Source organism: Micromonospora palomenae, from assembly GCF_007829925.1.
Lineage (GTDB): Bacteria > Actinomycetota > Actinomycetes > Mycobacteriales > Micromonosporaceae > Micromonospora > Micromonospora purpureochromogenes.
Genome location: NZ_VIXA01000004.1, coordinates 240,846 through 265,449, shown reverse-complemented (window position 1 = coordinate 265,449; position 24,604 = coordinate 240,846). Strand labels below are relative to the sequence as shown.

20 protein-coding genes and 5 tRNA genes are annotated in these 24,604 nt (G+C 75.0%); 12 read left to right on the top strand and 13 right to left on the bottom strand.

Annotated features, from left to right (window positions below):
• Positions 1-368 precede the first annotated feature (368 nt).
• A tRNA-Val gene (locus tag FHX75_RS25890) sits at positions 369-443 on the bottom strand.
• 9 nt (positions 444-452) lie between these two features.
• A tRNA-Gly gene (locus FHX75_RS25885) sits at positions 453-525 on the bottom strand.
• 162 nt (positions 526-687) lie between these two features.
• On the opposite strand from FHX75_RS25885, the gene FHX75_RS25880 reads away from it, so the two are divergent.
• Positions 688-927 carry a DUF6458 family protein gene (locus FHX75_RS25880; protein ID WP_154942951.1) on the top strand — a complete coding sequence of 80 codons (240 nt, stop codon included), beginning with the start codon at positions 688-690 and terminating at the stop codon, positions 925-927.
• Positions 928-1,089: 162 nt separating this feature from the next.
• On the opposite strand, the gene FHX75_RS25875 is transcribed toward FHX75_RS25880, so the two are convergent.
• The 3 genes from FHX75_RS25875 to FHX75_RS25865 all read right to left on the bottom strand — a co-directional run bounded on the left by FHX75_RS25875 (position 1,090) and on the right by FHX75_RS25865 (position 1,351).
• Positions 1,090-1,161, bottom strand: a tRNA-Val gene (locus tag FHX75_RS25875).
• A gap of 12 nt (positions 1,162-1,173) precedes the next feature.
• Positions 1,174-1,244, bottom strand: a tRNA-Cys gene (locus FHX75_RS25870).
• A 34-nt stretch (positions 1,245-1,278) separates the two neighbouring features.
• Positions 1,279-1,351 (bottom strand) — tRNA-Gly (locus FHX75_RS25865).
• 298 nt (positions 1,352-1,649) lie between these two features.
• Here FHX75_RS25865 and FHX75_RS25860 point away from each other — a divergent pair.
• Together FHX75_RS25860 and FHX75_RS25855 are read left to right on the top strand one after the other, a co-directional pair.
• Positions 1,650-2,252, top strand: coding sequence for a TetR/AcrR family transcriptional regulator (locus FHX75_RS25860; RefSeq protein ID WP_154942950.1), 603 nt, complete (start codon positions 1,650-1,652; stop codon positions 2,250-2,252).
• A 172-nt stretch (positions 2,253-2,424) separates the two neighbouring features.
• Positions 2,425-3,006, top strand: coding sequence for a TIGR03086 family metal-binding protein (locus tag FHX75_RS25855; protein ID WP_154942949.1), 582 nt, complete (start codon positions 2,425-2,427; stop codon positions 3,004-3,006).
• 145 nt (positions 3,007-3,151) lie between these two features.
• Here FHX75_RS25855 and FHX75_RS25850 read toward each other — a convergent pair whose 3' ends face one another.
• The gene (locus FHX75_RS25850; RefSeq protein WP_154942948.1) at positions 3,152-4,348 is read right to left on the bottom strand and encodes an alkane 1-monooxygenase; all 1,197 of its coding nucleotides are present in this window, start codon (positions 4,346-4,348) and stop codon (positions 3,152-3,154) included.
• A gap of 221 nt (positions 4,349-4,569) precedes the next feature.
• Between FHX75_RS25850 and FHX75_RS25845 the strand changes: the two genes are divergently transcribed.
• On the top strand, positions 4,570-7,503 hold the full coding sequence (locus FHX75_RS25845) for a M36 family metallopeptidase (RefSeq protein ID WP_154942947.1): 2,934 nt from the start codon (positions 4,570-4,572) through the stop codon (positions 7,501-7,503).
• A 49-nt stretch (positions 7,504-7,552) separates the two neighbouring features.
• Here FHX75_RS25845 and FHX75_RS25840 read toward each other — a convergent pair whose 3' ends face one another.
• A complete protein-coding gene (locus tag FHX75_RS25840; protein ID WP_246158617.1) occupies positions 7,553-8,389 on the bottom strand; it encodes a hypothetical protein in 837 nt (278 codons plus the stop codon).
• Positions 8,390-8,571: 182 nt separating this feature from the next.
• Here FHX75_RS25840 and FHX75_RS25835 point away from each other — a divergent pair, with 182 nt between their 5' ends.
• The 4 genes from FHX75_RS25835 to FHX75_RS25820 all read left to right on the top strand — a co-directional run bounded on the left by FHX75_RS25835 (position 8,572) and on the right by FHX75_RS25820 (position 12,948).
• The gene (locus tag FHX75_RS25835; RefSeq protein WP_154942945.1) at positions 8,572-9,240 is read left to right on the top strand and encodes a class I SAM-dependent methyltransferase; all 669 of its coding nucleotides are present in this window, start codon (positions 8,572-8,574) and stop codon (positions 9,238-9,240) included.
• A gap of 9 nt (positions 9,241-9,249) precedes the next feature.
• Positions 9,250-10,413, top strand: coding sequence for a cytochrome P450 (locus tag FHX75_RS25830; protein ID WP_154942944.1), 1,164 nt, complete (start codon positions 9,250-9,252; stop codon positions 10,411-10,413).
• 814 nt (positions 10,414-11,227) lie between these two features.
• Entirely contained in the window at positions 11,228-12,151 is a 924-nt protein-coding gene (locus FHX75_RS25825; RefSeq protein ID WP_154942943.1) for an ATP-binding cassette domain-containing protein, read from the top strand.
• The gene (locus tag FHX75_RS25820) at positions 12,148-12,948 is read left to right on the top strand and encodes an ABC transporter permease subunit (protein ID WP_246158614.1); all 801 of its coding nucleotides are present in this window, start codon (positions 12,148-12,150) and stop codon (positions 12,946-12,948) included. Before FHX75_RS25825 ends, FHX75_RS25820 begins: the two co-directional genes overlap by 4 nt.
• A gap of 23 nt (positions 12,949-12,971) precedes the next feature.
• Here FHX75_RS25820 and FHX75_RS25815 read toward each other — a convergent pair whose 3' ends face one another.
• Genes FHX75_RS25815 through FHX75_RS25800 form a run of 4 tightly spaced genes read right to left on the bottom strand, consistent with a single transcriptional unit; the run spans position 12,972 to position 17,064 of the window.
• A complete protein-coding gene (locus FHX75_RS25815; protein ID WP_211364605.1) occupies positions 12,972-13,622 on the bottom strand; it encodes a response regulator in 651 nt (216 codons plus the stop codon).
• 11 nt (positions 13,623-13,633) lie between these two features.
• Positions 13,634-15,151 (bottom strand): sensor histidine kinase, encoded by a 1,518-nt coding sequence (locus FHX75_RS25810; protein ID WP_246158611.1) that lies wholly within the window; start codon positions 15,149-15,151, stop codon positions 13,634-13,636.
• Positions 15,152-15,205: 54 nt separating this feature from the next.
• On the bottom strand, positions 15,206-15,931 hold the full coding sequence (bioD, locus tag FHX75_RS25805; RefSeq protein ID WP_154942941.1) for a dethiobiotin synthase: 726 nt from the start codon (positions 15,929-15,931) through the stop codon (positions 15,206-15,208).
• Entirely contained in the window at positions 15,928-17,064 is a 1,137-nt protein-coding gene (locus FHX75_RS25800) for an 8-amino-7-oxononanoate synthase (protein WP_154943158.1), read from the bottom strand. The genes bioD and FHX75_RS25800 overlap by 4 nt, the downstream gene beginning before the upstream one ends.
• A 213-nt stretch (positions 17,065-17,277) precedes the next feature.
• Here FHX75_RS25800 and bioB point away from each other — a divergent pair, with 213 nt between their 5' ends.
• The 4 genes from bioB (at position 17,278) to FHX75_RS25780 (ending at position 20,367) form a co-directional block, all read left to right on the top strand.
• Positions 17,278-18,273, top strand: coding sequence for a biotin synthase BioB (bioB, locus tag FHX75_RS25795; protein ID WP_154942940.1), 996 nt, complete (start codon positions 17,278-17,280; stop codon positions 18,271-18,273).
• On the top strand, positions 18,270-18,485 hold the full coding sequence (gene bsaP, locus FHX75_RS25790) for a biotin synthase auxiliary protein BsaP (protein ID WP_154942939.1): 216 nt from the start codon (positions 18,270-18,272) through the stop codon (positions 18,483-18,485). The genes bioB and bsaP overlap by 4 nt, the downstream gene beginning before the upstream one ends.
• A 4-nt stretch (positions 18,486-18,489) precedes the next feature.
• On the top strand, positions 18,490-18,996 hold the full coding sequence (locus tag FHX75_RS25785; RefSeq protein ID WP_088963257.1) for a GNAT family N-acetyltransferase: 507 nt from the start codon (positions 18,490-18,492) through the stop codon (positions 18,994-18,996).
• 141 nt (positions 18,997-19,137) lie between these two features.
• Positions 19,138-20,367 (top strand): YbfB/YjiJ family MFS transporter, encoded by a 1,230-nt coding sequence (locus FHX75_RS25780; protein ID WP_154942938.1) that lies wholly within the window; start codon positions 19,138-19,140, stop codon positions 20,365-20,367.
• A gap of 9 nt (positions 20,368-20,376) precedes the next feature.
• Here FHX75_RS25780 and FHX75_RS25775 read toward each other — a convergent pair whose 3' ends face one another.
• Positions 20,377-21,426 carry a GlxA family transcriptional regulator gene (locus FHX75_RS25775; protein WP_246158609.1) on the bottom strand — a complete coding sequence of 350 codons (1,050 nt, stop codon included), beginning with the start codon at positions 21,424-21,426 and terminating at the stop codon, positions 20,377-20,379.
• A gap of 132 nt (positions 21,427-21,558) precedes the next feature.
• Positions 21,559-24,522, bottom strand: coding sequence for a glycoside hydrolase family 9 protein (locus FHX75_RS25770; protein ID WP_154942937.1), 2,964 nt, complete (start codon positions 24,520-24,522; stop codon positions 21,559-21,561).
• Positions 24,523-24,604: the final 82 nt, after the last annotated feature.

Here is a 24,604-nt window from a genome sequence, read left to right as displayed (position 1 = left end):
CCCACAACCCCGTTGACCATGGAGTTGGCAGCGGAGTTGATCTCCTTCAGCACTGCCAACCTCATGATCAACGCATCGGTCGGGGAAGCGCGGGGCGGTAGGCGGTGGGTGGTCGAGGGGTGTGCGGGTTCGGGGGCGGCGAGGGCCGCGCGGAGGTCGCCCGCGACGGGGGTGTGGCCCGCCGTGACCGGCGCAGGGATCAAGCCTGACCGCCCGGAGCCGGGCACGGCGGGCCACACCCCCAGCACCGACCAGCGCAACCCACGCACCGACAGCGAGAGAGACGGACGCGGAGCGGCAACCGCAAAGGGGAAGAACGACAGAAGCCCCGGCTCATCAGCCGGGGCTCCGTACGTCGAGCAAATGCCTGGTGGGCGATACTGGGTTTGAACCAGTGACCTCTTCCGTGTCAAGGAAGCGCGCTCCCACTGCGCCAATCGCCCGTGGTCGAGAGCGGACGACGGGATTCGAACCCGCGACCCTCACCTTGGCAAGGTGATGCGCTACCAGCTGCGCTACGTCCGCGTGCCGCCCGGTCTCCCCGGCGACGGGTTGAACTCTACCCGACGGCAAGATCGCCGGCTCCGCCGCCCCACCCCGCCCTCTCCACCGCCGGTGATTGCGCTGGTCACCCTCGGGGTACTGATTCACCTCGACAGCACACCGCATCCCCTGAAGGAGGCTGTCGTGGGTATCGGAACGAGTATTTTCCTGCTCGCCGCCGGCGCGATCCTGACCTTCGCCCTGGACGCGAGCGTCGGCGGCGTCAACCTGGACGTGATCGGCTGGATCCTGATGGCGGCCGGCCTGCTCGGTCTCATCATGACCGCGCTGGTCTGGGGTCGCCGCCGCCAGGTGGTCACCACCACCGAGCCGGTCGAGTACCGGCGGGTGGAGGAGCGCCGGGACATCGCTCCGCCGCTGTAGGGCGCATCACTACCCGGCCGACGGGGCTGATCGGTCGCGGGCGTACGACGGGGCGCCGGTCACCCACGGGTGGCCGGCGCCTTCGCATGCAGAGCCCAGGGAAGGGCGAGGAAGCGAAAAGGCTGGCCACCGAAGGTTCCGGTGACCAGCCTGATCATTCTGTGGGCGATACTGGGTTTGAACCAGTGACCTCTTCCGTGTCAAGGAAGCGCGCTCCCACTGCGCCAATCGCCCGTGCTCATACCGAGGTGGGGACGGGATTTGAACCCGCGTACACGGCTTTGCAGGCCGTTGCCTCGCCTCTCGGCCACCCCACCGAGGTTGCCCCCGTCATGCGTGGCGGCAGCTCCGAGCGGACGACGGGATTCGAACCCGCGACCCTCACCTTGGCAAGGTGATGCGCTACCAGCTGCGCTACGTCCGCTTGTCTCCGGCGTTCCCGGTGACGGATGAGAACTTTAGTCGAGGCGCGGAAGAGTTGCCAACTCGGGGGTGCCCTCGGCGCGTCCCTGGCCGATTCCGGGCGAGAGGGCGGGCACTCCCTCCAGAGCTTCCTAGGAGACTGGGTGGGGTGGTCGAAGGGCTTGCGGGAGGTCAGCCGAAGGGCCAGGTCGGGGCGACGCGACGCGCCGAAGAAGAGCTGTCCGGCTTCCGACTGTGGCACGCCCGACCGACCGGCTCGGTAACGCGCTGTGCTCATATCGATGGGCTACCGTAACCGCGTGACGAGACGTGCCGCCGATGTCCGCCTGGATTCCCTGCTGCGTACAGCCTGCGACGTGATCGTCGAGCGGGGACTCGCCAACACCCGGACGGCCGACGTGGCACAGGCCGCCGGGGTCAGCCAGGCGCTCGTCTTCTACCACTTCGCCACCAAGGAACGCCTGCTGGCGCAGGCCTTCGCGTACGCGGTGGAGCAGGATCTGGCCCGGCTGGACGTGGTGGTCCGCTCCTCCGCCCCACCGCTGACCAAGCTGCGCAAGCTGCTGCGCCTCTACACCCCGCCCGGGCGGTCGATCTCCTGGTCCATGTGGATCGACGGCTGGGCCGAGTCGCTGCGCACCCCGGAGGTGGAGAGGGTCTCCCGCCGGCTCGACCTGCGGTGGCGGCAGGACCTCGCCGCGGTGATCGCCGACGGGGTGACCGACGGCACCTTCGTCTGCGCCGACCCGATGGCCGCCGCCTGGCGGATCAACGCGGTGATGGACGGGCTGGCCGTCCAGCTCGCGGTGCACGAGCGGGTGATCTCCCGGCGGCAGTTCGCCGACTGGATCCGGCTGATCACCGCCCGGGAGCTGGGCCTCGACCCCGCCCAGCTCGACTGACCGCTGCGCCCGCCCGGGCCGACCCGCCGGCGGGGGCAGCGAACCGGGGGGGAGCGGGCACCAGTCCGGCGGGCGCAGGCACCGAGGCGGCGTTCCGGCACCGGCCGCACGAGGGCCGGATGACCGGGGAAAACCGCCCGGACCGGCACGGGCAGCCGCGACAATCGGCGGCATGGACCTGGTGGAGACGTACCGACGGAGCCTGGCCGAGTTCGTCGACCGGGTCGAGCAGGTCGCGCCCGGGCAGTGGTCGGACCCGACGCCCTGCCCCGACTGGGACGTCCGCGCGCTGGTCAACCACGTGGTCACCGAGGACCGGTGGACCGCGCCGCTGCTCGCCGGCCGGACCGTCGAGGAGATCGGCGGCCGGTTCGACGGTGACCAGCTCGGCGACGACCCGATCGGGGCGGTCCGGCAGGTGGCGTCCCAGGCCGAGGTGGCGGCCAGTCATCCGGGTGCGCTCGACACCACTGTGCATCTCACGGCCGGGGAGACGCCGGCGGGTGAGTACCTGAACCAGCTCGTCGCCGAGCACCTCGTACACGGCTGGGACCTGGCGGTGGCGATCGGGGCGGACCCGCGCCTGGACGCCGACGTGGTCGCCGCCTGCACCCGGTGGTTCGAGGCCCGGGTCGCCGACTACCGCAGCGGCGACCTGGTCCGGCCCGGGCTCGACGTGCGGGTCGGCGCCGACGCGCAGGACCGGCTGATCGCCGCCTTCGGCCGCGACCCGGACTGGACCCCGCCGGCCTGACCACGACGACCGAGGCCGGCGGACGACCGGACCGCGTTGCCGGTCAGGAGTTGGCGCAGGTGTCGGACCGGAACCGGCGGGTCGAGGGGTGCGCCGGCCGGACGCCCGAGGGGGGTCCGGCGTCCGACCGACGCGGTCAACGGGGTCAGCCGGCGTACCCCTGTCCGGGGGCCGCGGGGCGACGGCGCTGGCGCTCCCGCAGCCGGCGCCGGGCCGGCGGGTGGACGTTGGCCAGGTCGAGGTCGCCGCCGTAGTGGGCGATCACCCGGTGGTCCATCACCCGCCGCCAGAGCGGGGGTACCAGTGCGGCGACCACCATGGTGGCGTAGCCGGCCGGCAGCTGCGGCGAGGTGTCGAAGCTGCGCAGCGTCTGGTAGCGGCGCAGCGGGTTGGCGTGGTGGTCGCTGTGCCGCTGGAGCTGGAAGAGGAAGACGTTGGTGACCGTGCGGTCGCTGTTCCAGCTGTGCCGGGGGTCGACCTTCTCGTAGCGGCCGGCGGCGGTGCGCTGCCGGGCCAGCCCGTAGTGCTCCAGGTAGTTGACCACCTCGAGCAGGCTGAAGCCGACCACCGCCTGCAGCAGCAGGAACACCAGTACGCCGGGTCCGAAGGCGAGCATCAGGACGGCGTAGAGCGCCAGCGTCACCGCCCAGGCGTTGAGGATGTCGTTGCGCCACGTCCACGGGCTGCGGCCCCGGAGCCGGAACCGGCTGGTCTCCAGCCGCCAGGCCGACCGCAGGCTGCCCCAGACGGTACGCGGCCAGAACGCCCAGAAGCTCTCCCCCAGCCGTGAGCTGGCCGGGTCCTCCGGGGTGGCCACCCGGGTGTGGTGGCCCCGGTTGTGCTCCACGTAGAAGTGCCCGTAGCCGGTCGGCGCGAGAGCGACCTTGGAGAGCCAGCGCTCCGCGGTCTCCCGCTTGTGGCCCAGCTCGTGGGCGGTGTTGATGGCGATGCCGTTGACCACCCCGACGGTGGCGACCAGACCGGCCGCCGCCAGCCAGGACAGGTCGCCGCGCGCCCAGACCGCGCAGCAGAGCACCAGGGCGGCGTACTGGGTGGGCAGGTAGAGGTAGGTGAGCCAGCGGTAGTAGCCGTCGGCGGACAGCCGGGGCACCGCCTCGTCGGGCGGGTTGCGCCGGTCGTCGCCGATCAGCAGGTCCACCACCGGGATGAGCCCGAAGACCACCACCGGGGTGAGCCACCAGGCCCAGGCGCCGCCGCCGTCCCGCCACCCCAGCCAGCCCAGGAAGGGCAGCACCGGGACGAGCAGGGCCAGCGGCCAGAGCGGCTTGCGGGTGTCGCGCCAGGCGACGGGAGGAACCGTCGCGTCGGGGCTGATGGCCATCGCCGACCTCCGATCTCGCGGGCTGTCCTGACTGTGGCACCGGCCACTCTTTTTTACAAGAGGCAAGTTTTTGTAAAGCGACCACGGTGATCGCCACCGCACCGACCGTCACGGATGACCTTGCCCTCGCCCGATCTGCCTGGTATTCACAGATGCGCATGCGTAACAGCGCCTGCACCGGGCCGGCGCAGCGTCGGCCCCCGCTCCCACGAGGAGGTCCCGTGCCCAGACCGGAGTGGACACTTCCGACGAGCCGGCGCCGACGCCGGCTCGTCCCCGTACTGGCGACCGCCGCCGTGGTCGCCGCCCTGCTGCCCGGCGCCGCCACCGCCGCCGCGCCGGGCGACGCCGCGACCGCGACACCGGGCCGCTCCGGCTCGTTCGCCGACGACAGCCACCAGGCCGCCGACCTCGACAACCGCACCGGTACGGCCGCGCCCGACGCCCGGCAGCGCGGCCTCGCCCGACGGGTCGACGCCGACGTGCGGTGGAACCGGCTCGGCACCCCGCACGCGCTCGGCCCGACCCGGACGCCGCTCGCCACCGGCCTGCCCGCCGATCCGGAGGCGGCCGCCCGGCGCTACCTCACCGACAACCGGGACCTGTTCGGCCTCGACGCCGCCTCGGTCGCCGCGATGGACCGGCTGCTGGTCCGGCCGATCGGCGACGGCGCGGTGGTCACCCTGCGGCAGCGCTTCGGCGACCTGCCCGCCGGTCACGACGGGCTGGTCACCGTGGCGGTCGCCGACGGTGCCGTCATCTCGGTCAGCTCCTCGCTCGCCCGGGACGCCGCCGCGCCCGCCCCCGCCACCCTCACCGGCGAGCAGGCGTACGCGGCCGCGCTCGCCGACGCCGGCCTGGACGCCGCCCGGGTGGCCAGCCACCACGTCCGCCCGGTCGCGGTGCCCACCCCGCTCGACGGCACCCGGGCCGCGTACGAGGTGACCCTGATCGGCGCGGACAGCGACCACCCGGCCGCCTTCACCACCTACGTCGACGGCATCACCGGTGGGGTGCTCGTCCGCGAGGACCTCGTCGACTTCGACTCGGACAACCCGAGCTGGGCGGTCTACCCGGCCACCCCGCCGCAGGACCTCGCCCCCGGGCAGGACCCCCGGGTGCGCTGGTGCGCCGACCCCGCTCCGGGCTGCGCCGCCGCGTTCCGCGACCCGGCCACCGGCAACGCCTGGGACGTCGACAAAGTCACCGGCACGCCGACCGGCACCTCGCGCGGCAACTCCGCCAACACGGTGGTCTCCTGGGGCGCGGGCAGCCCGCTGCTGCCGGCCACCGCCAGCCCGGAGCGCCGCTACGAGTACCCGTTCACCGACCAGTGGCACCAGGCCCGCTGCAACCCGGCGGTGTTCACCTCCGCGCAGCGCAACGACGCCGACGCCGCCATCGCCAACCTCTTCGCCATGCACAACCGGATGCACGACTGGGCCTGGCACCTCGGCTTCACCGAGGCCACCTGGAACCTGCAGGCGGTCAACGTGAGCGGGGCCGGCCTCGGCGGCGACGCCGAGCAGGGCCGCGCCCAGCAGGGCGCGCTCTCCGGCAACCGGAACAACGCCAACCAGGGCACGCCGCGCGACGGCCTGCCGCCCACCACCAACATGTACCTGTGGCAGCCGCAGGCCGGCGGGCCGTACCCGCCGTGCGTGGACGGCGACTACGACATGACGGTGATCGGGCACGAGTACACCCACGCCATCACCAACCGCATGATCGCCGGTCCGGACAGCGGCATCGGCGGCCACCAGGGCGGCGCGATGGGTGAGTCGTGGAGCGACCTGCTCGCCGCCGAGTACCTCTACGAGCACGGCCTGCGCGCCCCCGGCCAGACGCCCTTCGTCACCGGCGGGTACGTCACCGGCAACCTGATCAGCGGCATCCGCAACCACGACTTCAGCCGCAGCCCGCTCAACTACTCCGACGTCGGCTACAACACCGCCGGCCCGGCCGTGCACGCGGACGGGGAGATCTGGAGCGCCACCAACTTCCGGATCCGCTCCGCGCTGGTGAAGCGGTACGGGTCGGGCACCCCGCAGCGGCAGCTCGACTGCGCGCAGGGGAAGGTCGCCGCGGACAGCTGCCCGGGCAACCGGCGCTGGGCGCAGCTGGTCTTCGACTCGTTCCTGCTCCAGGCGGCCAGCCAGGTCAGCATGCTCGACATGCGGGACAACCTGCTCACCGCCGACCGGCTCCGCTTCGGCGGGGCCAACCAGGAGCTGATCTGGGCCGAGTTCGCCCGCTCCGGGATGGGCCGGGACGCCGCCACCAACGGCGCCACCGACACCGACCCGACGCCGAGCTTCGCCAGCCCGTACGGCGACAACGCCACGCTCACCCTGCGGCCGAAGGGGGACAGCGCCGAGGCGCCGATCCGGCTGTACGTGGGCGACTACGAGGCCCGGGCCACCCCGATCGCCGACACCGACCCGGCCACCGCCCTGCCGGACACCTTCGAGGCGGTCGCCGGTACGCACCAGCTGCTGGCGGTGGCGCCCGGCTTCGGGCACCAGCGGCTCAGCGTCGTCGCCCGCGCCGGCCAGGAGGGGTACGTCGACCTGCGGCTGAGCCGCAACCTGGCGTCCACCACCTCGGGCGCGGTCATCACCGGTGACGGGGTGAACCTGGAGCGGATCGGCGACGACACCGAGAGCACCAACTGGGCGTCGCTGACCGGGGTGGCCGGCCGGGGCGTCACGGTGGCGCTGCCCGGTGGCGCCCCGCAGGTGGTCAAGCGGGTCAACGTCAGCGCCATGCTGCGCCCGGCGATCAGCGGGGACCCCGACGCGGGCGGGCAGAACGCGTTGACCGCGCTGCGGTCCTTCGCCGTGCTCACCTGCAACGCGACCACCACCGACTGCGCCGATCCGGCGCGCTGGGAGCGGATCTACACCAGCGCCGGCGACGCGTTCCCGGGTGGGAAGTACCGGGCGTACACGCGGGACATCAACCTGCGGTCGTTCCCGGTGCCGACCACGCTCGCCACCCACGTGCGGCTGGAGGTGCTGGCCAGCCAGTGCACCGGTGGCCCGGCGTACGCCGGTGAGCAGGACGACGACCCGGCCACCACCACCGACTGCGCGACCGCCAGCCCGGCGCGCGACCAGGTCCGGATCGCCGAGTTCCAGGTGTTCTCGAAGTGAACCCCGCCGGGGTCGGGTGGCGTCGCCGCCCGGCCCCGGCGGCCCCCGATCAGCGGCGCGCCGCCCCCCAGCGCCCGGTCCGGCGGGCCCGTTCGTACGCCGGCCCGCCGAGGTCCGCTTCGCCGCCGCGTGACGCGCGGTTCAGCTGCCGCAACTTGAGCAGCAGCCCGGCGCCGAGGAAGAGCAGCAGCCCGCCGAGGAGGAAGGCGGCCTGCACCAGGCCGAATCCGCCCGTGGCACCGGCCACCGGACGCCCGGCCGCCGGCGGCACCTGCGCCACCGCCTCCTCGGTCGGTTCGGCCGACGCGTCGACAGGCTCGGTCGGGTCGACGGCCACAGCCGAGCCGCTCGGCTCCGGCGTGGCGGACGCCTCGCTGGCGAGCAGGCCGACCACGTTGCGGGTGACGCTCTGCCGGGCGAGCAGCCGCAGGTTGGCGTCGTACGCCTCGGCAGCCAGAGTGACCCGTCCCCGGTCGATGTCCTCGGCGAAGGCCACCCGGTAGCGGGCGGTGACCGTCCGGTCCGGGCAGAGCGTGCCCGGGTCGAGCTGACGGTCGGTGAGCCGGGCGATGTCCCCCTCGGTCTGGATCTGCAACGGGAAGCTGCCCGAGTCCTCCACCCGGTCCACCTTCACCTGGTCCAGCCGCAGGCCCCGCACGCTGAGCACCATCGACCAGCGGACCTTCACGCACCGGCCGCCGTCGTTGCGCGAGACCACCGCGGAGAGGGTGCTCACCTGGTCGCCGGCGCTGAACTCGTCCGGCAGGCCGCTCAGCTCGGTGGCGAAGCCGTCCGCCGCCGAGGCCGGCACGGGCGCGGCCAGGCCCACCACGGACAGGCAGGCCAGCACCACCCCGGCCCGCAGCGCGTTCCGCCACACCGTCACCACCGCCTCGCCCTCCCGTCGGTCGCATCCACCTGGCAACGCTATGAGGGGGGTCGGGTAGCCGGTAGACGGGCGTGTTCGCACGAACCGTGAAGTACAGGTCGGGTTATCACGCTGGGTGGTGAACCGGTCACGCCCGACCCACGACACGCCCGGGAACCGTCCCGGGAGACAATTCCCGGGTGTCCGATCTCTCCGCGGCCTTCGTCCGGCTGCACGCCCGCCTCACCCCGGTGGCCTTCGTCCCGGAGGTGCGGCTGCACCAGGCCGACGAGCCGATCGGGCTCTGGGAGCTGACCGAGGGCGAGTTCCGCAGCTCCCAGCCGCCGCCGTTCTGGGCCTTCGCCTGGGCCGGCGGGCAGGCGCTGGCCCGCTACGTCACCGACCATCCGGAGCTGGTGGCCGGCCGCCGCGTGCTGGACCTGGCGTCGGGCTCCGGCCTGGTCGCCATCGCCGCCGCCCGGGCCGGCGCGAGCACCGTCCGCGCCGTCGAGGTCGACGAGCGGGCGGTGGCCGCCGTCGCGCTCAACGCCGAGGCCAACGGGGTACGCGTCGACGCCGAGTTCGGCGACATCCTCGACGCCGACGCCGGAGACGCCGAGGTGGTGCTCGCCGGGGACGTCTTCTACAGCGAGGCGATGGCCCGGCGGGTGCTGCGCTTCCTGCTGCGGGCCGCCCGCTCCGGCGCCCGCGTGCTGGTCGGCGACCCGGGGCGGGCCTTCCTGCCCCGCGAGCGGTTCCGCGAGCTGGCCGCCTACGACGTGCCGGTGCCGGAGGCGCTGGAGAGCGTACGGGTGAAGCGCACCACCGTCTGGGAGCTGGACCCGGCCCCGCCGGGGGCCGCCCGCTAGCGTGTCGGCGTGCTGTTCCGGGGCTGGGGGGAGTCCGTCGACGAGCGGTGGCCGGACGTGGCCACCGTCGCCGACCACGTCGGCGTGGACCACCTGGTGGTCACCCGGCACGCGCTGGTGCGACAGGTCCTCGCCGACCCGGACACCTGGCGGCCGGACAACGCCCTGGACGCGGTGACCCCGGTCCCGGTGGCCGCGCTGCGGGTGCTCGCCGGACACCGGTTCCGGTTGCCGCCGACGCTGGCGAACAACTCCACCCCCAGCCACCCGGCGATCCGGGGAATCGTGGCGGAGGCGCTGCACCCGACCCGGGTGGCCGCGCAGCAGCCCTGGCTGACCGGGCTGGTCCGCCGGCGGGTGACCGGGCTGGCCGCCGCGCTCGACGCGGGCCAACCGGTCGACCTGTACGCCGAACTCGCCGCCGACCTGCCGCTGCTGGTGCTGGCCCGGCTCGTCGAGCTGCCGGACGCCCCGGTCGGCGCGGTGAAGGACTTCGCCCGGGCCGCGCTGGAGCTGTTCTGGGCGCCGCTGGACGCCGACCGGCAGCTCGCCCTCGCCGCCGAGGTGGGCCGGTTCCACACCGTGCTGCGGGACTTCGCCGCCACCGGCGGCGGACTGGCCGCCGCGCTGCGCGCCGACGGGCACTCCCCCGACGTGGTGGTCGGCGCGCTGTTCTTCCTGCTGGTGGCCGGCCAGGAGACCACCTCGCAGTTCCTCACCCTGCTGCTGCACCGGCTCACCGCCGAGCCCGAGGTACGCGCCGGGCTGCGCGCCGGCACGGTCGCGGTCGCCGACGTGGTGGAGGAGGGGCTGCGACTGGAACCGCCGATCGTGACCTGGCGGCGGGTGGCGGCGGTGGACACCACGCTGGGCGGGACGACGGTGGCGGCGGGCACCAGCGTGGTGCTCTGGCTGGCCCGCGCCGGACGCGACCCGGAGGTGGTGGCCGCGCCCGAGGCGTTCCGGCCCGGGCAGCGCGGGTCGCGCCGGCACCTGGCCTTCGGGGCGGGTGCGCACCGCTGCGTCGGCGCGCAGCTGGCCCGGATGGAGGCGGCGGTGGTGGTCGCCGAGGCGGCCCCGCTGCTCGACGGGGTGACCGTCGTCCGCCCGCCCTGGTGCCCGGACAACCTGACCTTCCGGATGCCGGACGCGTTCGTGGTCCGCCGGCCCTGACCTCCACGCCCGCTCGCGGGGCAACGCGCCGGCTGACGGGATGGCCGTGCCGGCCCCAGCGGTCGACTCGGTTGCCGCGCTCGTGGCCTGGCCCGACACCACCTCCCACGCCCCTTGGGGCTGGTGTCGCGGCCGGCTCGCAGGGGTCGCCTCCGCCGGCCAGCCGGGCGACCCGGGTCCGGTGCCGCGCTCGTGGCCAGGCCCGCACCACGTCGTCCCTCGCGGCTGGTATCGCGGCCGGCTCGCCGGGTCGCCTCCGCCGGCCAGCCGGGCGGCCCGGGGTCCGGTGCCGCGCTCGTGGCCAGGCCCGCACCACGTCGTCCCTCGCGGCTGGTATCGCGGCCGGCTCGCCGGGTCGCCTCCGTCGGCGAGCCGGGCGGCCCGAGGTCCGGTGTCGCGCTCGTGGCTCGGCCCGACACCACCTCCCCCGCGTCCTATCGACCTGATGTCGCAAACGATTCAGGCTGCCCCGCCCCGACCCATGAGTCGTTCGTGACATCAGCTCGGCAGCGCCTGAGCACCACGGCCGACGTGACGGCGGACCGCCCCGCGGCGGCGACACCACCGGACGGGCGCACGGCGGGCCGGGACGGCGACACCACCGACGCACGGCCGACGTGACGGCGGAGCGCCCCGCGACCGCGACACCACCGGGCGGGCGCACGGCGGGCCGGGACGGCGGACCGCCCGGCGCCGGCGACCGGACCGAGCGGGCAGCACACGGCGCGAACGCCGGAGTACCTGACGAAGGTCGGGTCCGGCGGACGCCGATCGGTAGGGGCGGCGCCGGCCCGTCGGTTCCTACCGTCAACGCATGATCACACTACGTGGGTTGACGAAACGGTTCGGGGCGGTCACGGCCGTCGACGACCTGACCGTCGACATCGCACCCGGGCGGGTCACCGGGTTCCTCGGCCCCAACGGCGCGGGCAAGTCCACCACCATGCGGATGGTGCTCGGCCTGGACCGGCCCACCGCCGGCCGGGCCCTGGTCGCCGGGCGGGCGTACCGGGAGCTGCGGCATCCGCTGCGGGAGGTGGGGGCGCTGCTCGACGCCCGGGCGATCCACCCGGCACGGGCGGGCCGGGCGCACCTGCTGGCGATGGCCCGCAGCAACGGCATCCCGGCCCGGCGGGTCGACGAGGTGCTCACCGTGGCCGGCCTGGACGACCGGGCCGCCGCCAAGCCGGGCCGGACCCTGTCGCTCGGCATGGCGCAGCGGCTCGGCATCGCCGCCGCGCTGCTCGGCGACCCGCCGGTGCTGATGTTCGACGAACCGGTCAACGGCCTCGACCCGGACGGGGTGCGCTGGATCAGGCAGCTCACCGCCGACCTCGCCGCCGAGGGACGGACCGTGCTGCTCTCCAGCCACCTGATGAGCGAGATGGAGCAGACCGCCGCCCACCTGGTGGTGATCGGCAAGGGCCGGCTGATCGCCGACGCACCCGTCGCGGAGGTGCTCGCCACGGGCGCCACCGCCGCCGTGCGGGTCCGCGGGCCACACCCGGAGGGCCTGGCCGCGCTGGCCGGCCGGCTCACCGCCGAGGGGTACGCGGTCACAGCCGAGGGCCCGCGCGGCCTGGCCGTCACCGGGGCCACCGCCGACCGGGTCGGCGACCTGGCGTACGAGCTGGGGGTGCCGCTGCACGAGCTGAGCCCGGTGGCCGTCACGCTGGAACAGGCGTTCATGCGGCTGACCGGCGACGCGGTCGAGTACGCCGCGGGAGGTGCCCGGTGACCGCCCTCTCCCCCGCCCGCCCGGCCGCCCGGGGCGGTGGTCTCGCCGGCGCGGTGGCCGCCGAGTGGACCCGGCTCTGGTCGGTGCGGGCCACCTGGTGGACCCTGCTGGCCGGGGTGCTGCTGATGGCCGCCACCTCGGCCCAACTGGCGATCTACGCGGCCAACGCCAACACCAACGACGACCCGGCCGACGACCGGGGCGTGGTCACCGTCGGCAGCGTGCTGGTCGGCGCGCTGGAACTCACCCAGTACGCGGTGCTGGCCCTCGGCCTGCTCGCCATCACCAGCGAGTACGCCACCGGCACCATCCGCACCACCCTCCAGGGCACCCCGTCGCGGGGCCGGATGCTGCTGGCCAAGGCGGTGGTCGCCGGCGCGGTGACGTTCGCCTTCGGGCTGCTGCTCGGCCTGGTCGGGGTGCTCGCGGCCCGGCCCCTGCTCGGCGAGTGGGGGCGGGCGCCGCTGGCCGGGACGCTCGGCGACGTACTGGCGACGGCGACGTACCTGGCGCTGGTGGGGGTGCTCGCCCTCGGTCTGGGGGCGGCGCTGCGCAGCGCGGTGCTCACCCTCACCGTGCTCTTCGCCGTCCTGATGATCGTGCCGCTGTCGTTGCGGGAGCCGGACATCACCGTGCTCACCCGGATCTCCGACGCGTTCCCGGGGGTGGCCGGCGGGCACTTCCTGGCCGGGGACACCGACCCGTACCCGCCGGTGGTGGGTCTGGTGCTGCTGGCCGGCTGGGCCGGCGCGGCGCTGGCGGTCGGCCGGGCCGCGCTGCGCCGCCGGGACGCCTGAGCGGCACGGGGCGGGGCGGGCCGTCAGCCGGCCAGCCCCGCCTCGTACGCGATGATCGCCGCCTGCACCCGGTTGCGCACGTCCAGCCGGGTGAAGATGCTGGTCAGGTAGCCCTTCACGGTGCCCTCGGTGAGGAAGAGCCGGCGGGCGATCTCCGCGTTGGACAGCCCCGCCCCGACCAGGCCGAGCACCTCCCGCTCCCGGTCGGTCAGCCCGGCCGTACGGTCCCGGGCCGCCGGCACCCGGGCCATCCGGTCGCCGTTGAGTTCGATCACCCGGCGGGCCACCGGCGGCGACAGGTACGCCCCGCCCTCGGCGACGGCCCGCACCCCGGCGAGCAGCTCGCGGGGGTCACCGGCCTTGAGCAGGAAGCCGCTGGCGCCGTGACCGAGCGCCCGGGCCACGTACTCGTCCTCGCCGAACGTGGTGAGCATGACGGTGGCCGTCGCCGGCACCAGCCGGCGGATCTCGGCGGCGGCGGCGAGCCCGTCCAGCTTCGGCATCCGGATGTCCAGCAGCGCGACCCGGGGCCGGTGCGCCCGGGTCAGCTCCACCGCGGCCCGGCCGTCGCCGGCCTCGGCGACCACCTCGATGCCGGGGTCGGCGGCGAGGATGGCCCGCACCCCGGCCCGGACCATCGCCTCGTCGTCGGCGAGCAGCACCGTCACCGGCACGTCGTCAGCGGTCACGTCGTGGTCCGTCCCTTGCTGGTCAGGCGGCCGTCGGCGAAGCAGAGCCGCCAGGTCGGCTGGGCGAGCGGGAAGTTGCCGTCGGTGTAGTACTCGCAGGTCACGCCGGCGGTCGCGGCCGGCGCGTCGGGCGGCGGCTCGACCTGGCGGCGGGGCAGCCCGGACAGCTCGGAGCGGGGCGTGCCGATCCGCATCCGGTCGAACGCCGGGCCGTCCAGCACCGCGCCGGTGGTGACGACCGGGTAGTAGACCAGCGACAGCAGCAGCGCGACGGCCGGCGGCGCGGCGAGCGCGGCGAGCAGGCTGCGCCGCACCCCGCGCCGGGCGTCGCGCAGCCGCCCGGGCTCCCCGGCCCGTCCCCCGTCGCCGGGATCGGGGCGCGGGGCGGCGTCGACCACCGGCAGCCGGGCCACCACGGCGAAGCCTCCGTCGTCCGTCGGGCCGGCGTCGAGGACGCCGCCGGCCAGCCGTACCCGTTCGCGGAGCGCCAGCAGGCCGGAGCCGTGCGACGCCGGCCCCGGCAGCGGGCCGGCCGGCGGCGGCGCGTTGACCACCCGCACCTCGACCCGGTCGCCGAGGCCGGTGAGGGTGACGGTGACCGGGGCGCCGGGGGCGTACCGGGCGGCGTTGGTCAGCGCCTCACGGACCACCCGGTGCGCGGCGTGCGCGGTCAGCTCCGGCAGGTCGGCGGCGTCCGGCGAGTGATCCAGGCGCACCGCCATCCCCGCCTCGCGGGCGCCGTCGACCAGGTCGGCGACGCTCTCCCCGGCGGGGCGGGTGCTGGCCGGCACGTCCGCCTCGCGGAGCACCCCGATGATCCGGTGCAGCCGCTCGGTGGCCCCCGCCACGCTGGCCCGCAGCTCGCCGGCCGCCGCCCGGTGCCGCGGGTCCAGGTCACCGGCGACCTCCAGGGCGGCGGCGCGCAGCGCGATCAGGCTCAGCTCGTGGCCGAGGGAGTCGTGCATCTCCTGGGCGATCCGGGCCCGTTCCCGCAGCCGGATCCGCTCGGCGGCGCCCCGCTGCTCGCGTTGCACCGCCTCGGCGTGGTCCCAGCCGGCCAGCACCAGCGCCTGCTGCTGCCGCCGGTAGCGGCCCACCAGCCAGGGGAACACCCCGGCGCCCAGCAGCACGCAGCTGAGCAGGAACCAGGTCGCCATGCCGGTGTCCAGCAGCACCAGGTGCAGCACCGTGCCACCGGCCGCCACCACCGCGAAGAGCACCCCGGCGGGGGCGGCCCGTTCCCCGCGCCGCCCGGCCAGGTAGCTGAACACCAGCAGGGCGAAGACGAAGTTGCCGTCGACCACCGAGCCGAGCAGCACCAGCAGCACGGCCACCGCCGGCAGCCGCCGGCCCACCACCACCGCCGCGGCCAGCAGCAGCACCGAGCCGACCAGCAGGGGTACGACGTACCGCTCGTGGGGCGGGGTCAGCCGGGCGTACGCCACCGGGGCGGCGAGCCCGGCCCAGAGCGCCACGTCGCCGGCCACCCGGCGCCAGATCTCGCGTTCGCGCACGTCGGCCAGGCTACCGACGCCCGGCGGGCCCGGGCACCGACGAAGGTCAGGTGGTCAGCTGTCCTCGGCCCAGGCGCGCCAGTCGTCCAGCACCCCGTAGAGGGCGGGGGTGAGCCAGCCGGGGGCGGAGCGACGGAACACGCCCGGGTCCATCGCCCCGGCGCCGGCCGGCAGCGCGCCGAGCAGGTTGGGCACCAGGTCGGTGAGGTTGGCCCAGTGCACCAGCTGCGGCTCGGCCGGCCAGGCGCCGATCACCACGCCGGCCGGGACGGCCCGCCGCTCCAGCGCCTCCAGGGTCAGCGCGGTGTGGTTGAGCGTGCCGAGGCCGGCGCGGGCCACCACCACGGCGGGGGCGTCGAGGGAGACGGCGAGGTCCGCGACCGTCCACGGCTCCCCGGAGGGGCGCAGCCCCATCGGTACGAGCAGCCCGCCGGCGCCCTCGATGAGCACCAGGTCGTGCTTGTCGACCTCCTCGCGGATGGCGTCGACGGCGGTGTACAGCTCCAGCGGCTCCAGCTCGGCGACCCGGGCCGCGGCGAGCGGGGCGAGCGGGTCCGGGTAGCTGGCCAGGGTCCGCCCGGTCAGCGGGGCGGCCAGCCGGGTCACCGAGTCGATGTCGCCGGGCTCGCCGGTGGCCGTACCCGTCTGGCCAGGCTTGACCACGGCGACCCGCAGGCCGGCGGCCTGCGCGGCGGCCGCGACCGCGGCGGTCACCACCGTCTTGCCCACCTCGGTGTCGGTGCCGGTCACCAGCACCGCACCCTTCCACGGTTCGGTCATGGGGCACACTCCACGATGACCTCCAGGGCCCGTTCGAACTCCGCCCGCGGTACCCCGGCGGAGATGGTGAGCCGCAGCCGGGAGCGGCTGTCCGGGGTGGAGGGCGGTCGGAAGCAGCCGACCGCGACGCCACGGTCACGGCAGTCGGCGGCCCACGTGGTGGCGGCCTCCGGGCCGGGGGCGGTCACCGACACCACGGCCGCGTCGGGGGCGGAGACGGTCAGCCCCGCCGCGCCGAGCCGGCGGACCGCCAGCGCGGCCCGGTCGGCCAGCTCCGCCCGCAGGTCGTCACCGGCGCGGGCCAGCGTCACGGCGGCCCGCACGCCGGCCGCCACCGCCGGGGGCAGCGCGGTGTCGAAGATGAACGTGCGCCCGGTCTCGACCAGATGCCGGACGAACTCGGCCGGGCCGGCGACCACCCCGCCCGACCCGCCGAGCGCCTTGGACAGGGTGGCGGTGACCACCACGTCCGGCTGGCCGGCCAGGCCGGCGGCGGCCACCCCGCCCGCGCCGCCCGGGCCGGTGACGCCGAGCGCGTGCGCGTCGTCGACCAGCAGCAGCGCGCCGTGCGCCCGGGCGACGGCGTGCAGCCGGGCCAGCGGGGCGAGGTCGCCGTCGACGGAGAAGACCGACTCGGTCACCAAGACGGCCGGGCGGCCGGGGGCGGCGGCGAGCGCGGCGGCCACCGCGTCGACGTCGGCGTGCGGGGTCACCACCGTCTCGGCGCCGGAGATCCGGCAGCCGTCGATCAGCGAGGCGTGGTTGTGGGCGTCGGAGACGAGCAGCGTACGGGGCTGCACCAGGGCCCGGACCGCGCCGAGATTGGCCAGGTAGCCGGAGGAGAAGACCAGCGCCCGGTCGGCGCCGAGCCACTCGGCGAGGGTGTCCTCCAGCGCGTGGTGGGCGTCGGTGGAGCCGCGCACCAGCCGCGACCCGGTGGCGCCCAGCCCGTACGCGGACAGCGCCCGCGCGGCGGCGGCGGTGACCTCGGGGTGGGTGGCCAGGCCGAGGTAGTCGTTGCCGGCGAGGTCGACCACGGCGTCGTCGGCGGCGCGCGGGCGCAACGTGCGGGTGAGCCCCGCCTTGGCCCGCAGCACGGCGCGGCGCTCCAGGGCCGCCAGCCAGTCCGCCACCGTCACCGTCTCCCTCCGCCGCGCAGGCCGTCTCCCCCGGCACCCGGCGCGGAGGAGGTCGTCGGCGAGCAACGTGCCGCCGGGCGAAATTACCACCCGCCCGGCCGGCACCGGCGTGGCGCGGGCCCGCCGCACCGGGGTGCCGGTGACGCTCAGCGAGCGTGCGACCTCGGCCGTTTCTCCGCCCCGGGGCGGCCTTGTAGGGTACGAGCCATGCCAGAGATCCTCGACCAGGCCCGTACTCAGGTGCTGGAGAACGGCGTCGGCCTCGACGAGGCCGGAGTCCTCGCCGTGCTGAACCTGCCCGACGAGCACCTGCCCGCCGCCCTCCAGCTCGCCCACGACGTGCGGATGCGCTGGTGCGGCCCGGAGGTCGAGGTCGAGGGCATCGTGTCGCTGAAGACCGGCGGCTGCCCGGAGGACTGCCACTTCTGCTCGCAGTCCGGACTGTTCACCTCGCCGGTCCGGTCGGTCTGGCTGGACATCCCCTCGCTGGTCGAGGCGGCGAAGCAGACCGCGGCGACCGGGGCGACGGAGTTCTGCATCGTGGCCGCCGTGCGCGGCCCGGACGCCCGGCTGATGAAGCAGATGCGCGAGGGTGTCGCCGCCATCAAGGCCGAGGTCGACATCCAGGTCGCCGCGTCGCTCGGCATGCTCAGCCAGGAGCAGGTCGACGAGCTGGTCGACATGGGCGTGCACCGCTACAACCACAACCTGGAGACCTGCCGCTCCTACTTCCCGAACGTGGTCACCACGCACTCCTGGGAGGAGCGCTGGGAGACGCTGCGGATGGTCCGCGAGTCCGGCATGGAGGTCTGCTGCGGCGGCATCCTCGGCCTGGGCGAGACGGTGGAGCAGCGCGCCGAGTTCGCCGCGCAGCTCGCCCAGCTGGACCCGCACGAGGTGCCGCTGAACTTCCTCAACCCCCGCCCGGGCACCCCGCTCGGTGACCGGCCGGTGGTGGAGGGCAAGGACGCACTGCGGGCCATCGCCGCGTTCCGGCTGGCCATGCCGCGCACCATCCTCCGGTACGCGGGCGGCCGCGAGATCACCCTCGGTGACCTGGGCACCCGGGACGGCCTGCTGGGCGGCATCAACGCGGTGATCGTCGGCAACTACCTGACCACCCTGGGCCGGCCGGCGACCGCCGACCTGCAGCTGCTCGACGACCTGAAGATGCCCGTCAAGGCGCTCTCCGCCACGCTGTGAGGCCGACCGTGACCGACGTTGTGGAGCCGGCGGTGACCTGGTGCGACCGCTGCGGCGAGGACGCCACGGCCGGTCCGCACGCGGCGTGCGCGGCGGCCCGGGCGCTTGAGCCGCCGCGCTACTGCGCGCGCTGCCGCCGCCGGATGAAGGTGCAGGTGCTGCCGGTCGGCTGGTCGGCGACCTGCGTCGAGCACGGCGAGATCCGGGGCTGAGGCGATGCTGCGGGGGCGGAGCGTGATCCTGCGACCGGTGACGGACGCGGACGTGCCCGCCCTCGCGGCGATCCGCGCCACCGCCGAGGTGCGCCGGTGGTGGCGCGGCGGCGACGACCTGGCCGCGGCGGTCCGCGCCGAGCTGGCCGACGACGACCTGATCGCGTACGCCGTCGAGCACGACGGGCGGGTGGTCGGCCTGGTCCAGTACTACGCCGAGCCGGACCCGGACTACCGGCACGCCGCGCTGGACATCTACCTGGACCCGGCGGTGCACGGCTCGGGGCTGGGCGGCGACGCGATCCGCACCCTGGCCCGGCACCTGGTCGCCGCGCACGGCCACCACCGGCTCACCATCGACCCGGCGGCGGCGAACACCGCCGCGATCCGGGCGTACGCGAAGGTCGGTTTCCGGCCGGTCGGCATCATGCGCCGCTACGAGCGCGGCGAGGACGGCACCTGGCACGACGCGCTGCTGATGGAGCTGCTCGCCGACGAACTGGCCGACTGAGCCACCTTCCGGTCATCCGGGCCGGGACCGGGCATGTCCCGATCCGAGGGTCGGCTGTCCGCAACGCCGGCCATCACCCACCCACCCCACCCGGTTCCACCTGATCAGCGGGTCGACGAGCCCGCCGACCAAGGAGGAACCATGTCCCGATCCCCGCGCTGGCGGGAACCGCTGATCGCGCTCGGCCTGGCCGCTGGGCCGGTCGTCGCGCTCGGCTTCACCCGCTTCGCGTACGCGCTGCTGCTGCCGGCCATGCGCGACGACCTGCACTGGACGTACGCCCAGGCCGGCGGCCTGAACACGGCGAACGCCGCGGGTTACGTGATCGGCGCCGGCACGGCGGTGTTCTGGGCCCGCCGGTTCGGTGACCGCGCCGCCTTCGTCGGCACCCTGGCGGTCGGCGCGCTGGCCCTGCTGCTCACCGCGACCACCGCCGACTACCCGGTGTTGAACCTGCTGCGGTTCGTCGGCGGGGTGACCACCGCGGTCGCCTTCGTCCTCGGCTCGGCGCTGGCCGCCCGGGTCGCCACCGGCGACGGACAGCGCCGGGGCGCGCTGCTGGTCGCGATCTACATGGCCGGGGTGGGGGTGGGCGTGGCGCTCTCGGGGCTGCTGGTGCCGGCGGCGCTCACCGTGGCCGGGGACGCCGGCTGGCGCTCCGGCTGGCTGCTGCTGGGCGTGGTCGCGGTGCTGGCGGTCGGCCCGGCGCTGGTCGCGGTGCGGCGGGTCGCGCCGGTGGCCGGGGTCACCCGCGCCGGGCTGCCCCGCGCGGACCTGGCCCGGCTCGCCCCGACGTTCGGCTGGTACGTGCTCTTCGGCGCCGGCTACGTCAGTTACCTGACCTTCGTGATCGCGCTGCTGCGCGACCGGGGCCTCGGCACCCCCGGCGTCGCCACGTTCTTCGTGGTGCTGGGTCTCGCCTCGGCGGTCGCCACCCTCACCGTGTGGGGGCGGGTGGTAGGCCGGCTGGCGGGCGGCCGGGCGCCGGCGCTGGTCTCCCTGCTGGTGCTGCTCGGCGTGCTGCCGGTGCTGCTGCTGCCGGCCGGGCTGCCCGCGGCGGTGGTGTCGGCGGTGGTCTTCGGCAGCTCCTTCATGGCCGGTCCGACGGCGGCCACAGTGCTCGCCCGCCGGGCCCTGCCGGCGAGCAGCTGGACCGCCGGCATCGCCCTGCTGACGGTGGCCTTCTCGGTGGGCCAGGCGGTCGGCCCGCTGCTCTCGGGCCTGCTCGCCGACTCCGGCGGGGTGGAGGTCGGGCTCTGGCTGTCGGTGGGGCTGCTCGCCGCCGCCGGGCTGGTCGCGTTGCGCCAGCGCGACCCCGCCCCGGCTGCCGCGCCGGAGACTGTGGAGCTGACGCCGGCCGCCCGCCGCTGACCGGGCCGATCAGGCGGGGGCCGCCCCCGGCGCGACGTCGCCGGGGGCGGCCCGGCCGTCGGTGGCGGGCGGGGACTGGCGCTCGTCGATCCCGGTGGTGCGGAAGCGGGACCGGTAGGCGCCGGGGGTGATGCCCAGCTCCCGCAGGAACGTCCGGCGCATGGTTTCCGGCGAGCCGAAGCCGACCCGGCGGGCCACCACGTCGAGGGTGTCGTCACCGCGCTCCAGCAGCCCCTGGGCCGCCTCCACCCGGACCCGGTCGAGGTACCCGGCCGGCGTGGTGCCCAGCTCGGTGCGGAACAACCGGCCCAGGTGACGCGGGCTGACCCCGGCCAGGGCCGCCAGCCCCGGCAGGTCGTACGGCTGCGCCGGGTCGGCGGCGATGGTGTCCAGCACCCGCCGCAGCACGTCGTGCCGGGTGCTCGGGGTGGCGGCCCGGACGCTGAACTGGGACTGCCCGCCGGGACGCTGCATGAAGACGACGAGCTGCCGAGCGACCATGCGGGCCGTCTCCGGGCCGAGGTCCGCCTCGACCAGGGCGAGGGTCAGGTCGATGCCGGCCGTGATACCGGCCGAGGTGATCACCCGCCCGTCGGCGATGAAGATCGGGTCGGCGTCGACGGTGACCGCCGGGAAGTGCGCGGCGAGCTGGTCGGCCAGGTCCCAGTGGGTGGTCACCCGGCGGCCGTCGAGGAGCCCGGCGGCGGCCAGGGTGAACGCCCCCGCGCAGACCGACGCGGTGCGCGACGAGCCGGCCGCCAGCCGGCGGACCTGGTCGAGCAGCGGACGGTCGGCGGCGGTGGCCTGCCAGTCCGGCGCGCCGGGCACCACCAGCGTGCCGATCGGCCCGGTCACCTCCGGCAGCGCCACGTCGGCGCCGAGCCGGAGCCCGGCGCTGCTCACCACGTCCCGGCCGTCGGGAGAAGCGACCACCGGCCGGTACGTCCCGCCGTGCTCGTTGGCGACGGTGAAGACCTCCAGCGGCCCGGTGACGTCGAGCAGCCGTACCCCGTCGTAGACGACGAAGAGCACGGTGTCACTGCGTTCCGCGGCCCGCACGCCGTCGAGCCTAGCCAGCCCCTCCCGCCCGCCGGACCGGTTCACCCGGAGCCGCCTACCGCTGGAGATCTTGGACAGTTGCCGTCTGGCCCTTGAACGGCAACTGTCCAAGATCTCGACGTGCGGCAGCCGTCAGGCGGTCGCGCAGGGGACGCCGTTGAGGGTGAAGGTGGTGGGTTTGGGGTTGCTGCCGGTGTGGGTCCCGTTGAAGCCGAAGCTGGTCGACGCCCCCGGCGCCAGCGTGCCGTTGTAGGAGAGGTTGGTCGCGGTCACCGCCGTGCCGGTCTGGCGGTACGTCGCCGACCAGCCCTGGCCGACCTGCTGCCCGCTGGACGGGAAGCTGAACCCGAGCGTCCAGCCGGTCAGGGTGCTCGTACCGGTGTTGGTGATGGTGATGTTCGCGGTGAAGCCGGTGCTCCAGTCGCTGGTGACGTACCCGACCGTGCAGGCCCCGGCGGCGGGCGGGTCCGCGGTCGTCACGGTGACCGGCGCGGACGCCGCGGAGACGTTGCCGGCCGCGTCCACCGCGACGACGTAGAAGGTGTACGCGGTCGAGGCGGTCAGCCCGGTGAGCGCGAGCGTGGCGCCGGTGGGCGAGCCGACCAGCGCGTCCGTCGCGCCGGCCTCCCGGTACACCCGGTACCCGGTGACCCCGACGTTGTCGGTGGCCGGCCCCCAGGAGAGGGTCAGCCCGGTGGCGGTGACCGCGGCGGCGGTCGGGGTGCCGGGCGCGGTCGGCGCGGTGGTGTCCGGCGCGGGCGCGGCCGGGGTGGTCACCGAGACCGCCGGCGAGGCGGGCGAGCGGTTGCCGGCGCCGTCGCGGGCCCGCACCGAGAACTGGTACGTCCGCTGGGGCAGCAGTCCGGTCACGGCCAGGGTGTTGCCGGTCGAGGTGAGCAGGACCAGGGCGTCGCTGCCCACCTGCGCCTGGGTGATCTCGTAGCCGGCCAGGCCGCTGCCGCCGCTGTCGGTGGCGGCGGGCCAGGTGAGGGTGAGGCCGGTCGAGGTGACCGCCGAGGCGACCGGGGTGCCGGGGGTGGTCGGGGCGGTCGTGTCCGGGGTGGCCGGTCCGGGTTCCTCGCCCCAGACCCGGGTGCCGGCGGAGTAGAGCGGCACCTTCCGGTTCGGCCCGGCGGTCGGCTGGTACGACGGGTCGTTCGTCGGGTCCCAGGTGCCGCCCTCCGGTACGCCGATCTTGAACTGGACCTCCATCCGGTGCTGCGACTGCCCGGCCGGGGCGATGGTGTACCCGGTGCAGTCGACCTCGACGTACCAGATGTCGCCGGAGAACTGCCGCGCGGTGGCCGGTGCCGGGCAGCCCTGGGTGTAGCCGGGGGTGACCTGCACTCCGCCGGTGCCGTCGGGGCGGAAGTAGTAGCGGAACTTCGCGGTGGTCAGCGCGCGGGCCGGGAACGCCGACCTGTTGTAGACGATCGCCTTCAGCCCGGTGGCGCGCGGCTCGGCCTGCATCACCGTGGTCTCCACGGTCAGCTCGTCCAGGTCGGGTTGTTCGGCGATCGGGAAGCCGGCGAGCGGGCTGCCGCCGTACTCCTTGGCCAGCCGGGCCAGCGCGGAGGTGAAGCCGGCGTTGTAGTCGGTGGCGACCTCGTTCATCACGTAGTCCGACCGATTGTCGGTGTAGGCGTCGTTGGCCGACGACGGGCCGCCGACCAGCGCGCCGTACAGGGTGTGCCGGGTCTCCACCGGCACGGTCTGGCTGTCCCACCAGGAGCCGTGCGCGGTGCGGTGGTGCGGGTTCTTCGGCGGGTTGGCGCCGAACCCGATCACGTAGCTGGAGCTGCGCGGGTTGTCGCCCAGCGCGTAGTTGATCTGCCGGACGGCGAAGTCGTGGTAACGCGCCTTGCGGGTCGCGTCGGTGGTCCGGTCGCTGTAGACCAGCGCGGCGAACGCGGTGTTGGCGGCGTAGCGCAGCGCGCCCCAGGAGTCGAGCACCGCCATCCCGCCCGGCGAGTAGGGCACCCGCTGGCCGTTCACGCCGACCGTCCAGTAGTCCAGCCAGCGGTTGGCGTCGTCGACGTACTTCTGCTTGCCGGTCAGGTTGGCCAGCAGCACGTACGCGCCGAACTGCTTGTTGTCCCAGGCGATGGTCCACTTGTAGGAGCGGGTGGTGCTCTGGTTCTCGGTGCCGAGCCGGTCGTACTCGCTCTCGGCCTTGGCCAGGTAGGCGGGGTCGCCGGTGGCCCGGTGCAGCCAGATCGCGGCCCACACCAGCTCGTCCTGCCAACCGCTCCAGGAGCGGTAGAAGCTGGTCGCGTCGGTGATGCACTCGTGGTAGCTCTTCCGCACCGTGTCGGCGAACGTGTAGAGCTGCTTCGCGTGGCCGAGCAGCTTGTCGGCGTAGGCGGCGTCGGTGGGCCGGAACACCATCGACGACGCGGCCATCGCGGCCGCCGTCTCCCCCGCCAGGTCCGCGCCGCCACAGCTCGCATCGATCTTGTACGCGGGCCGCGCCATCGGCATGACCTCGGCCGGGCCCCACCACTTGTGGTCGTCGTCGCCCTTGCCGACCTGTCCGTAGAGGACGTTCGGCGCGGGATGCGCCCTGACGAACCAATCGTTGACGAAACGCAGGTTGTTGAGCAGGTGTGGGAGCTGACCGGAGGCGACGTAGCCGTCGCGGTACTCGACCGCGCCCCAGGCGAGCATGGTGGCGCTGAACGCCATCGGGAAGCCGAACTTCACGTGGTCGCCCGCGTCGTACCAGCCGCCGGTGAGGTCCAGGCCGACGTCGGCGCCGTCGGTGAGGGCGGAGTCACCCCGCCAGGAGACCCGGTTCCAGGACGGCTTCTTCCCAGACTGCTGCGCCTCGTAGAAGAACAGCGACTTCTGCAACGCCTCTGAATAGTTGAAGGCGGGCGCGGCGGCGAGACTCCCCGTCCGCACGTCCGAGCCGGCGGGGACCGCGCGGTCGTCGGAGGCGGGCGTGGCGTCCGGGCCGAGCGGTGCGGCGGCGGACGGGGCGGGTGCCGGTGCGCCGACGGCCAAGGCCAGCCCGGTGGTCAGCGCGGCGCCGACGGCGAGCAGGCGGCGGAGCCGGCCGCGGACCGGCCGGCGGGGCCGGTACGGGTGCTGCATGGCGGTACTCCTGTCGGGTGGCGCCACCGGCGGCGCACACCCGACGGACGGGGTGCCGGGGGGGACGTGGGCGCCGCCGGCG

Coding starts and splice junctions, on each gene's coding strand:
- FHX75_RS25855 (WP_154942949.1), top strand. CDS start 2,425: ATGGACCTGGTGGAGACGTACCGACGGAGCCTGGCCGAGTTCGTCGAC.
- bioB (WP_154942940.1), top strand. CDS start 17,278: ATGCCAGAGATCCTCGACCAGGCCCGTACTCAGGTGCTGGAGAACGGC.
- FHX75_RS25780 (WP_154942938.1), top strand. CDS start 19,138: ATGTCCCGATCCCCGCGCTGGCGGGAACCGCTGATCGCGCTCGGCCTG.
- FHX75_RS25785 (WP_088963257.1), top strand. CDS start 18,490: ATGCTGCGGGGGCGGAGCGTGATCCTGCGACCGGTGACGGACGCGGAC.
- bioD (WP_154942941.1), bottom strand. CDS start 15,931: ATGACCGAACCGTGGAAGGGTGCGGTGCTGGTGACCGGCACCGACACC.
- FHX75_RS25850 (WP_154942948.1), bottom strand. CDS start 4,348: ATGGCCATCAGCCCCGACGCGACGGTTCCTCCCGTCGCCTGGCGCGAC.
- FHX75_RS25770 (WP_154942937.1), bottom strand. CDS start 24,522: ATGCAGCACCCGTACCGGCCCCGCCGGCCGGTCCGCGGCCGGCTCCGC.
- FHX75_RS25825 (WP_154942943.1), top strand. CDS start 11,228: ATGATCACACTACGTGGGTTGACGAAACGGTTCGGGGCGGTCACGGCC.